The 10504-nt window shown below is 55.7% G+C and carries 12 protein-coding genes; 10 read left to right on the forward strand and 2 right to left on the reverse strand.

What is annotated here, in order from left to right:
* Positions 1–106: 106 nt before the first annotated feature.
* Positions 107–304, reverse strand: a complete 198-nt coding sequence (locus ACQUQ1_RS20865) for a heavy-metal-associated domain-containing protein (RefSeq protein WP_049938510.1) — start codon at positions 302–304, stop codon at positions 107–109.
* Between the two features lie 134 nt (positions 305–438).
* Here ACQUQ1_RS20865 and ACQUQ1_RS20870 point away from each other — a divergent pair, with 134 nt between their 5' ends.
* The 7 genes from ACQUQ1_RS20870 to ACQUQ1_RS20900 all read left to right on the forward strand — a co-directional run bounded on the left by ACQUQ1_RS20870 (position 439) and on the right by ACQUQ1_RS20900 (position 7321).
* On the forward strand, positions 439–1029 hold the full coding sequence (locus ACQUQ1_RS20870) for an AsnC family transcriptional regulator (RefSeq protein ID WP_049938493.1): 591 nt from the start codon (positions 439–441) through the stop codon (positions 1027–1029).
* A gap of 94 nt (positions 1030–1123) precedes the next feature.
* Positions 1124–3730: a heavy metal translocating P-type ATPase gene (locus ACQUQ1_RS20875; protein ID WP_004594598.1), complete on the forward strand. Its 2607-nt coding sequence runs from the start codon at positions 1124–1126 to the stop codon at positions 3728–3730.
* 17 nt (positions 3731–3747) lie between these two features.
* A complete protein-coding gene (locus tag ACQUQ1_RS20880; protein WP_004594599.1) occupies positions 3748–3972 on the forward strand; it encodes a DUF7123 family protein in 225 nt (74 codons plus the stop codon).
* Complete coding sequence (locus tag ACQUQ1_RS20885; protein ID WP_004594600.1) at positions 3969–4970, forward strand: DUF63 family protein; 1002 nt, start codon at positions 3969–3971, stop codon at positions 4968–4970. The genes ACQUQ1_RS20880 and ACQUQ1_RS20885 overlap by 4 nt, the downstream gene beginning before the upstream one ends.
* A 28-nt stretch (positions 4971–4998) precedes the next feature.
* Positions 4999–6174 carry an NAD(P)/FAD-dependent oxidoreductase gene (locus ACQUQ1_RS20890; protein ID WP_011222414.1) on the forward strand — a complete coding sequence of 392 codons (1176 nt, stop codon included), beginning with the start codon at positions 4999–5001 and terminating at the stop codon, positions 6172–6174.
* A gap of 307 nt (positions 6175–6481) precedes the next feature.
* The gene (locus ACQUQ1_RS20895) at positions 6482–7027 is read left to right on the forward strand and encodes a DoxX family protein (protein WP_229772977.1); all 546 of its coding nucleotides are present in this window, start codon (positions 6482–6484) and stop codon (positions 7025–7027) included.
* A 6-nt stretch (positions 7028–7033) separates the two neighbouring features.
* Positions 7034–7321 (forward strand): hypothetical protein, encoded by a 288-nt coding sequence (locus tag ACQUQ1_RS20900; RefSeq protein ID WP_004594603.1) that lies wholly within the window; start codon positions 7034–7036, stop codon positions 7319–7321.
* Between the two features lie 264 nt (positions 7322–7585).
* Here the strand turns inward: ACQUQ1_RS20900 and ACQUQ1_RS20905 are convergent, their stop codons facing one another.
* Positions 7586–8584, reverse strand: coding sequence for a universal stress protein (locus ACQUQ1_RS20905; RefSeq protein WP_004594604.1), 999 nt, complete (start codon positions 8582–8584; stop codon positions 7586–7588).
* 456 nt (positions 8585–9040) lie between these two features.
* Between ACQUQ1_RS20905 and ACQUQ1_RS20910 the strand changes: the two genes are divergently transcribed.
* From ACQUQ1_RS20910 to ACQUQ1_RS20920, 3 genes are all read left to right on the forward strand, one after another.
* Positions 9041–9535 (forward strand): DUF411 domain-containing protein, encoded by a 495-nt coding sequence (locus ACQUQ1_RS20910; protein ID WP_004594605.1) that lies wholly within the window; start codon positions 9041–9043, stop codon positions 9533–9535.
* 52 nt (positions 9536–9587) lie between these two features.
* Positions 9588–9959, forward strand: a complete 372-nt coding sequence (locus tag ACQUQ1_RS20915) for a hypothetical protein (protein WP_004594606.1) — start codon at positions 9588–9590, stop codon at positions 9957–9959.
* Between the two features lie 7 nt (positions 9960–9966).
* Positions 9967–10504, forward strand: a 538-nt coding sequence (locus ACQUQ1_RS20920; protein ID WP_435066179.1) for a class I SAM-dependent methyltransferase, incomplete at its 3' end; no start/stop codon positions are given.

The following is a 10504-nucleotide window of genomic DNA, read 5'->3' on the forward strand; positions in this document are numbered from 1 at the left end:
TCGCGGACGGCATCGAACGGAAGTGTATCAGTCATAGTATCTACACCTGGGATTGGCAGTCGTATCAATCCCTCTCCGAATCCGATTCGACGAGAATCGGGATTTGTTACGCAGAGGCATCGTATCCAGCGTCTTCGACCACAGTCACAAGCTCATCCCGTTCAGCGGACCCCTCGACCGTCGCGGATTCTGAGTCACGATCCGCAGTAGCGGACGTAACCCCCTCAACTTCTTCGAGTGCCTCTTCGACGGTCTGCTCGCAATGTTCACAGGTCATTCCTTCGACGGTGATTGTCTGAGTCATATCCATTCGTAGATAGGGGCGAGTATTCTATGTGGTTTTCTGCTTAGAATCCAATGTTGTCGCAGCCCTAGATCACCGATTTCGAAGGTGTGTTGTGGGCAACAATAATGTATCCTGCGAGACGAAGCGGTCGTATGCGCGATTTGGATGAAACCGACTTAGAAATCCTCTCGTTACTCGCTGATGACGCCCGCCGCCCGTTCAGCGATATTGGCGAGGAGGTCGACTTGTCGGGGCCAGCCGTTTCTGACCGGGTAAAGCGATTACAGGAAGCTGGCATCATTAACAACTTCACGATTGACGTCAACCGGGCTCATCTCCGAGCTGGTGTACCGGTATTTATTCAGGCCGAAATCGGCTCAGCGTCGTTGGAGGCCGCCCGCGAGCGGGCTCGAGAGTCAGATGGCGTTGAACACGTCTTCACGACCTCCGAAGGAGATCTTTGGTTCTATGCCCGTGTTGAAGCCCAGAACGTACGTCAGTGGGTAGATGGACTCTTTAACGAGATCGATGTAGCAGATTACACCGTCACACTAATTGACGAGCTTGAATGGACGCCGTCCGTTGATGGCGTCGAATTTGCACTCACCTGTGCTGAATGTAACAATACCGTTGATAATCAAGGTGAAACGACGAGAATCGACGGAGAGATCTATCACTTCTGTTGTCCGTCCTGTCTCACACGGTTCGACGATCGGTATCAGCGACTCGAAGAGGGAGCGTAACGCTGTCTTTGGAATCCAAATTTTCCTGCAGTCGAAACCCCGCCTCTCGAAGCAGTAAATCGCCTAAACCTAGACCCCGTATAGTAGAACAAGCATGACAAGCCAAACAATCCATCTTGATATCACGGGAATGTCCTGCGCCAACTGTTCGGCGACGATCCAGGACACTCTCGAATCGCTCGACGGGGTATCGGAGGCGGATGCGAACTTCGCCACCGACGAGGGTTCCGTCACCTACGACCCTGAAGAGGTATCGCTCAAAGAAATCTACGACGCGATCGACGAGGCCGGGTACGGCGCAGTCTCTGAGACGGTAACGATTGCCATCTCCGATATGACCTGTGCCAACTGCGCCGAGACCAACCAAACCGCTCTTGAAAATATTCCGGGCGTCGTTAATGCGGAGGTCAATTACGCAACCGACGAAGCACAGGTCACCTACAATCCTGCGGAAGTATCTATTGGTGCGCTGTACGATGCTATCGAGGAGGCTGGCTACTCGCCCGTCCGCGAAGATGGTGCCGACGAAGAGTCGGGCCAGGACGCACGAGATGCCGCCCGTCAAGCCGAAACTCGGAAACAACTCAGGTTGACCCTCTTTGGGGCAGTGTTATCGGCACCGTTGCTCTTCTTCCTCATCGACAATTATCTGCTCGGTGGCGCGATCGTCCCTGAAGCCGTCTTCGGTGTGGAACTTGGCTGGGTTGAGTTCCTCCTCGCCACGCCGGTACAGGCGATCCTCGGCTGGCCGTTCTATAAGAACTCGTACAAGGCGATCGTGAAGAACGGCCGCGCCAATATGGACGTGCTGATTGCGATCGGTTCAACAACGGCCTATCTATACTCTGTGGCAGTCCTTGCTGAACTCATTGCAGGTGGACTTTATTTCGACACGGCAGCCCTCATCCTCGTGTTCATCACGTTGGGTAACTATCTCGAAGCTCGGTCGAAGGGCCAAGCGGGTGAGGCCCTCCGAAAGCTCCTCGAAATGGAAGCCGAAACGGCGACCATTGTCCGCGAGGACGGCAGTGAAGAAGAAGTTCCACTCGAAGAGGTCACAACTGGTGACCGGATGAAAATTCGTCCAGGTGAGAAGATTCCCACAGACGGTGTCGTTGTCGACGGTCAGTCTGCCGTCGACGAGTCAATGGTCACTGGCGAATCTGTGCCTGTCGAGAAAGAGGAGGGCGATGAGGTCGTCGGCTCGACGATTAACGAGAACGGCGTCCTTGTCGTGGAGGCGACGAAGGTTGGAGAAGACACGGCCCTCCAACAGATCGTCCAGACAGTCAAGGAGGCCCAGTCGCGCCAGCCCGACATCCAGAATCTCGCCGACCGCATCTCCGCGTACTTCGTGCCTGCGGTCATCGCGAACGCCCTTCTCTGGGGTGTCGTCTGGTTCCTGTTCCCCGAGGCTCTCGCTGGCTTCGTCGACTGGCTCCCGCTGTGGGGTCAGGTTGCTGGCGGCCCGGCCCCGGTCGGTGGGACCGTTTCAGTCTTCGAGTTCGCGATAATTGTCTTCGCGTCCTCGATCCTCATCGCCTGTCCCTGTGCGCTGGGGCTGGCGACGCCCGCAGCGACGATGGTCGGGACGACGATTGGTGCCCAGAACGGCGTCCTGTTCAAGGGCGGTGACATCCTCGAACGCGCAAAAGACGTCGACACGGTCGTCTTCGACAAGACGGGCACCCTCACGGAGGGTGAAATGGAACTCACCGACGTGGTCGTCTTTGATAGCGATGGAAATGTGGTGACTGACGGTGGCGAGCCGACCCCAGATGGTGGACAGCTCAGCACCCGTGAGCGCCTCTCAGAGGATGATGTGCTTCGACTGGCGGCGATAGCTGAAAGCGGCAGCGAACACCCGCTCGCCCGTGCAATCGTCGAAGGGGCCGAAGAACGCGGCCTGGACGTGACTGAGCCTGACGACTTCGAGAACGTTCCGGGCCACGGGATCAAAGCAGTCATTGGTGACAGCGAGGTGCTGGTCGGCAACCGCAAGCTGCTGCGGGACAACGGGATCGACCCCTCTCCCGCTGAGGAGACGATGGAACGCCTCGAGAACGAGGGGAAGACGGCGATGCTGGTCGCCTACGAGGGGGAGCTCGTGGGTGTGGTCGCCGACGCCGACACAGTGAAGGAAAGCTCCAAGCAGGCTGTCACAGCACTCCAAGAGCGGGGAGTTGACGTGATGATGATTACGGGCGACAACGAGCGAACTGCCCGTGCGGTCGCTAAACAGGTGGGTATCGACCCGAAGAACGTCCGCGCAGGAGTCCTTCCTGAGGACAAGTCCAACGCGGTCGACAGTATTCAAGACGAGGGCCGGCAGGCGATGATGGTCGGTGACGGCGTCAACGACGCTCCGGCACTCGCGGTCGCACACGTCGGGACAGCAATCGGCTCCGGCACCGACGTCGCCATCGAAGCTGCAGACGTCACGCTGATGCGAGACGACCCGCTCGACGTGGTAAAGGCGATCCGAATCTCAGACGCGACACTCCAGAAGATCAAACAGAACCTCGTGTGGGCGCTCGGTTACAACACGGCGATGATTCCGTTAGCGTCGCTCGGCCTCCTCCAGCCCGTGCTCGCTGCAGCAGCAATGGCGTTCTCGTCGGTGTCGGTGCTGACGAACAGTCTCCTGTTCCGGCGGTACACCCCCGATCACGACTACAAGCTCTTCGGATTTCTTCGCTAACCGTCACCTCTAGATCAATGTCGAATATTTCCCGGCACACGGTTCGAAGGTACCTCGTCGAGACAGCCAGTAGCGAACCGACATACCTCCGGGCTCGCGAGATTGCCAGCGACCTCGACGGATCTCCCAAGGCAGTCGCGCAGTATCTCAGCCAGCTCCAGGACGAACTCACAATCGTTTCACTCGAACAGTGGGGGCGCTCGAAAAGCACGACGTGGCGATTGGAGGTGAACGGGTCGTGAGTACTGTCACCCGCCGCGTCGAGACTGTCCTTCCGGAGACCGGCTCACGCGAGTGGTGGGCGCTGTACCTGCTGGCCCCGCTCGTCCTCCTCGGTGGGGGCATCCTCGTGTTTCCGACGTTGGTCTACGACCGGTTCATCTGGCAGTATCTCTGGGGACCAGTCGTCGCCGATGCGGCCGGTCAGCCAGTCACGCACGAGGGGGTTCGTGCTGTCCAGGGCTACAACGCGGTGAACACGGTAATCTACCTCGCGGCAGTCGTATACAGCCTCCCCGGACTACGTGCGTATCTCGACCAACTCGACGTCACGTTCGACGCACGACTGGCCTACGGGTTCGCTCCGATCATCATCGCAGGTGGGGCGATGCGCGCCCTCGAGGATCTCGGGCTGCTCGGGGACTACGCGGTGTGGTTCATCACGCCATCGATTTACATCGTCGTCACCGCTGTCACCATCCTCGCGCTCGGTGTCGGTGCACTCTTGCGTGACCAAAATATCGGATCTATCCCGCTAACAGTCGGGCTCGTCGGGTCGGTGTGGGCTGTCGGGGCCGTCTGGTGGGCTGTTTGGCACGGCCTCTCGACATCGACCCCACTCCGCCTATGGGTTCCTGTCGCGACGACGGGGATAGCGCTCGGCGTAACCGCACTCTACTACTGGGGCGCGAGTTTCGTCAATATCACACACCTTCGACACCCGCTAATTCTGCTGGCCGTTTTCGGCCAGTTGTGGGACGCTGCGCAGAATCTCATCGGTGTGACGTTCCTCGGCTACTCCCCAAAGCTGGTCGTGACGAATCTCGTGTACCAGGCGACTGGATTCTCCGGATCGACGTTCGTGCTGAAACTCGTCGTGACTGTCGGCATCGTGTGGTATCTCGCCGATGCGAAAGAGGAGATGAATCACACGTGGTGGTGGCTTATGACGTTCTTCATCGGAGCGATCGGACTCCCGATGGGCGTTCGTGGGTCACTTCGGATGCTGTTGGGAGCTTAACGATGGCCTCAAAGATTGGCAAAAACCGATGACACGAACGTCCAAAATTGCGGTAATAGGTGGAGGGATGGCCGGGCTTGCAGCAGCTGCTGGATTCGACGACGCTGGATTCGTCGTCGAACTATATGAGCGGCAGTCCTACGATAGCAAACGCGTTAATTGCGGAGAAGCGATGACAGCGGTATCGAAGATCCCACTCGAGCCGACTGTAGAGAACGGCTTTCTCAATCCGCTGCCAGCGATGGAAGTGGAGGTGTATGACGGAATCGACGCCGATCGCCACCGCACTGGAGCCGGCACCTTTCCTGCTGCGGATACATATATAACGGACCGAAATGTCGTTGAGCAGTCCTGGGCAGAACAACTCTCAGAGAAGGGTGTTGACATCCACGAAAACCAGTCTATCACACGGACAGATTTCCACGAGTTCACCGATGAGTATGATCTCGTCGTTGATGCAACCGGTCAGCCATCACTCTCTAGTAAAGCGCTCGGAACAACCAACGAGTATTCAGGATATATGGTAGCGCTTAACAGTGATGTCGAAGGGGACTTCACCGAGTTGTACCCGAACAGCCGGATAATTCTGGAGAACTATACAGGGTACTCGTGGGCATTCCCGAAGACATCGCAACGAGCCAACGTTGGTATCGGCTGGACGGTCAGTGACCGGCCTAGTGATTATATGAAGGCATTGAGGGAAGCCTGTAAGCGGAATGGGTGGCCAGTCCCGTCGCAGGAACGGACGAACGTCGCAATCATTCCCGAGGGACCCAGTCTCGATCCCGACAGAACCTATCTACCGGAGCATTCCGTCGTACGGGTTGGTGATGCTGCGGGGATCGCAAACCGACTCACTGGAAAAGGAATTTCACAGGCCGTTGAATCGGGATTCTTGGCCGCAGAGTTGGCTAACAGCGGCCAATTACACAATTTTCCTGACAGTTTATATCAGAGGATGAAAACGGAGTACATTTTCGCCACAGTTGTGAGATACTTTCTTGAAACTCGTAATCCCAAGGTTCTGGGAGCAGCAATTCGTGCCGCTGCCGGGATCGATATTGAAGACGTTGACCGGTCTCCGAGTACAGTTCTACTGCGTCTCCTCCGCCACCCTGTTTTGTTTGCCCGTATTTTCTCGAGACGACGAGTTTTAAACCGTGTCTATGGAGGAATGACTAACCAATGGGAGTTGATTAATTGACATCCGCTCGAGTTAAATTCTCAGAATCTGTTAGCTACTGGGAGGATCGGTAAGTACAGAGGATTAAATCAGCAAATGGAGTCCCTCAAGCGAATTTTCCGAGATCCAGAATTCGGTGGGCTCGGCTTCATCAGTGTTCCCGCTTACACGCCCCAGCACACAATCAGTCCGTAGAGGGTGACCGAATTCCTTCTTGAGAATCATCCAACTCACCTCGGATATCCGCGTTCCTGAAATGAGCCCCGACTCTTAGAAATCACGAACACCATCAATCTTTTTTACTACATCTGACAAAATCAGCCGTGAGGTGAAGTATGCCATGTCAACTCAATCCATCCGTACGAATTTTCTCGGAACCGAGACGTCGTTCTCGGTCTCGGGAGCCTGGTTGTCGTATTGGATCCTGCTGCTCCGGCTGACCGCCGGGTGGTGGATGCTCCACGCTGGCCTTGACAAAATCTGGGCGTGGCCCTTCGACGCCAGCTGGTTCGTCGGCGGAGCCGCTCAGGGCACGATTCTCGCCCCCTTCGTCACGCCGTTCAGCGACGGCATCCTGTTGGCGTTCGTCAACGTGGCGGTACCGCTTGGGCAAACCGCCATCGGTCTCGGGCTGATACTCGGTGTCCTCACGAGGACCGCCGCCTTCTTTGGTGCCTTCATGATGCTGTTCTTCTACTTCATCAACGGCTACGGTGGCGGCTGGGCCAACGGTATGGTCACGGGTGAACTCCTTGGGATCATGGTCTTCGGAACCATTGTGGCACTTGGAGCGGGCGGCGTCCTGGCAGTCGATAACCGCCTGCGTGAGATGGAACTGTTCGAGAACACGCGATTACGGAAACTCCTCGGGTGACTACCAATGAGTGACTTATCAACGGCAGACCAAATCGCCATGTACGTCGGCGGTGGCCTGGTTGTCTTGGGCGTCGTCGTGATCGGCCTGCTCGACATGCTACTGGGAGCCGGGCACCCAGTCGATAGCGAGGGAGCAATCGAACACGCTGCAGTGGTCCCCATCGACATTAGGGCGGGCATCATCCTGCTCGGCTTGGTGATTTGGGGACTCGTCGCCGTTTACAAGTTTGCCGCAGGGTCGGCACCGTCGGGATCGACTACGGGCCAAACCCCATCCGGCATGGACGACTAGTTCAACAACTCAGTCCGTGGAGCCATTTGCCAGTTAACTTTTCGCGTTGCTCGCACTAACGTCCATCTGATGCACCTAAACGTGAAGACAAACACGATTTTTAGGAGTAGCCCTGTCGTTTCTTGGTTTTCCTTCTGGTCAGTACGCGCGCTTTATTCAGCAGAACGAACTTAACACTCTTTGGTTTGGTAGAAGAAACGGGGATTAATACGCAATTAGAATTTCCGAATTTAAGACTGAAATTAGTATATTACAAATAATATTTCAATATAGCCTTGACTTCCGATTCTGGTTTGTCTTTCGAAGAAAGGTGTACGGGTGTTTTTTCAATTCAGCTGTCCTTCGGTTAATCGTTAGAACGGGGTAATCTGCTTCCTCGATCACTTGAGCTGCGACGCTTCCCTGTAATAGCCGACGAATGCCAGTCAATCCTCGTGTCCCCATTGTAACAAGGTCGATGTCAGTCACCTCAGTGTATTTGAGAATCTCCTGCTGAGGTTGACCAAAGCTCAACGTAGTTCGGACAGGAACGTCCAAGGTCGCTGCCTTCTCCGTAATGTCCTCCAAGAGCCGAGTTCCCCGCTGTTCCCAAGAGTCAGTGACCTCTTCCCACGTGAATCCAGGCCGACTCGAATAGGACTGTTCGGAAATGATAAAAAGTCCATGTAGGGTTGCATCATACCGTTTAGCAATTTGTAGCCCATGTTTGAAGGCCACAGATGCCTCGTCGTATCCATCCGTAGGCACGAGAATATCTGTGAACTGACTAGTAGATAACTCTCCTACCGGATCAGAGGGATCCATATCAGGTATCGTCAAGACAGGAAGAGAGATATTTTGAATGATGTGGCTGGAGACGTCTCTCCGGAGAATTCGTGCTAATCTAGTCTGTGTAGGTTTCTGGTGGACAAGCAAATCGATATCATTCTCCTCAGCGTATTCCCGAATAACACCTGGAGAGTGCCCACTATCCACTGCTGGTATCACATTGAGTCCGAGCGAGTGGGCCTGATCCACCACGGGTTCAATTACCGCTGCTGCGTCCCATTCCTCTTGTTTAGTGACTTGATCGGATTCCACCTCCGTGCGTTCCTCATCTTGAATATATAACACGTGGAGAGCCGCATCATACGTTTCTGCAAGTGATAGGCCATATTGGACCACTGAGTCCCTTATATCAGCTCCGTAGAGTGGAATGAGGATCTGGTTGTACAGGTTGATGTCCGCACCTTCTCGAACTTCTAGATGGCTGGGGGAGTTCATACATATCTATACGTAACGACGATTTACCGTGCTTTCTGTTAAGAATCGAAACCGGGAGAACAGTCTCTGGGGTGGTGACTTGAGGCTTTTATCGCAAGTAACTCGCTATAGCACGTCTATTTCGAAAAGAGTGGAGACGTCGTTTGGAGTCGCATCAGTTCGACGAGAGCGTATTTCCCACAGTTTCGAGGAGTGAAGTGTCGGAGTCGGTGCGACGAGTCATGCTCTGGGTCATGTTGGGCGCAATTTAAGGCCGATATGCTCGTTGACGGAAAACCGTCACGGCAGCACCCTCGACCGATGAGGGTCGCCACATAGAGACGAATACGGGACTCTGACCTTTGGGGTTTCCTCCTCAGAACTGAAAGTCACCTTCCCCGTCGTGCTTGAATCCGTTCTCAATACACAGGAAAGGTCGACGTACAATTGAATACTTCCGAGCCAAGTGACGAGCATATGGAACGGGCCGTAACTCGTCGCGAACTACTACGGGTCGGTGCGACGACAGTCGCACTCGGAACCGCCGGTTGTTTGGGGTCATCGAGTGGGGATGAGTGGGATATCGAGGGAACGCTAGCGGTGACGAACGCCCAACAATACAGTTCACCAGGCTGTAGCTGTTGTGGAAAATATGCGTCGTACCTGCGGGAACAGCTCGACACGACGCTCGGGGAAACCGAAACCGAAGACGTGACGGATCTCAAGCGCCAACACGGTATTCCATCGGATCTACAGAGCTGTCACACACTCGTCCTCGACGAGTACGTCGTCGAAGGACATGTTCCTGCCGAGGTTATCGCGACGATGCTCGAGGAAGAGCCGGCGATTGACGGCATCGCGTTGCCCGGGATGCCGGCTGGATCGCCGGGGATGGGCGGGACGAAGTCCGACACATTCACCGTCTACAAACTCGGCGGCGGAAAGACAGGTGACGTGTACACCGAAATCTGAACAGAAAACACCTGGTCAAGATACTTTGGGACGGCAGTCGACACCCTAAACAATGATTCGACGACTCCTCCACGATCTCGGATACGTGCTTGCATACGTCCTTTTCCTCGGCGCGAATACGCCAGAATCGGTCGTTACCCGTCTTCGCATCGCCTATCGCCTTGTCGGTGTCCGGATCGTCGAGACGCCACAGGTTGATTCGGTCGAACGGACGATCTTCCTGTGTCCGTACCGAAATCTGGGCACTACGTGGGTTAGGGAGAAGTGGATCTGTCACGACATCCTGGACCGCGTCGACGACGGATACGTGACGTATCTCCGACGGCACAAGGGAATCGACTACCAGCGTCCTCGCGGGTGTGCCGACCTCGCGTACTGCGACGAATCCGAGTACTGCTATTCGGAGGTTTCCGAACTCGAGTAGGTGGCCGATGGATCAGAGTACTCTCCGCCACCGAATCACCGACCAGTTTTCTTACCGCGGCGAGCGAGCCGATATCTGGCGGGCGTTCGACCTCCTGTTCGATACTGACGAGTTCCTCAATCTCGGCTACTCGGAGTGGTACCAGCCACATATAGCCGGTTCGAGTCAACGTCGCCTCGTCACGGAAGTCGGCTCAAGGGTCGCGTCGCATCTACCCACAACCGACGGAGTGCGCCTCCTCGATGTCGGCTGCGGTCGGGGGGGTCCAGCCCTCCACCTCGCCTATCAGTTCGGCTTCAACGTCACTGGTGTCGACCTCGTTCCGTACAACATCCAGATGGCAACCGAGAACGCACGGGGTAAGCACCTCGATTCCGAGTTCATCATCGGTGACGCGACACAACTCCCGTTTACCAGGGACTCGTTTACCGCGTGTACAGCCATCGACGCACTCGTATACCTCCCCGAGCGGAATCGCGTTTTCGCTACAGTCGCAGATACCCTCGAACCCGAGGGGGTTCTCGTAGTCTCCGATCTCGTGATGC

Source organism: Halobaculum sp. EA56 (genome assembly GCF_051195075.1).
GTDB lineage: Archaea > Halobacteriota > Halobacteria > Halobacteriales > Haloferacaceae > Halobaculum.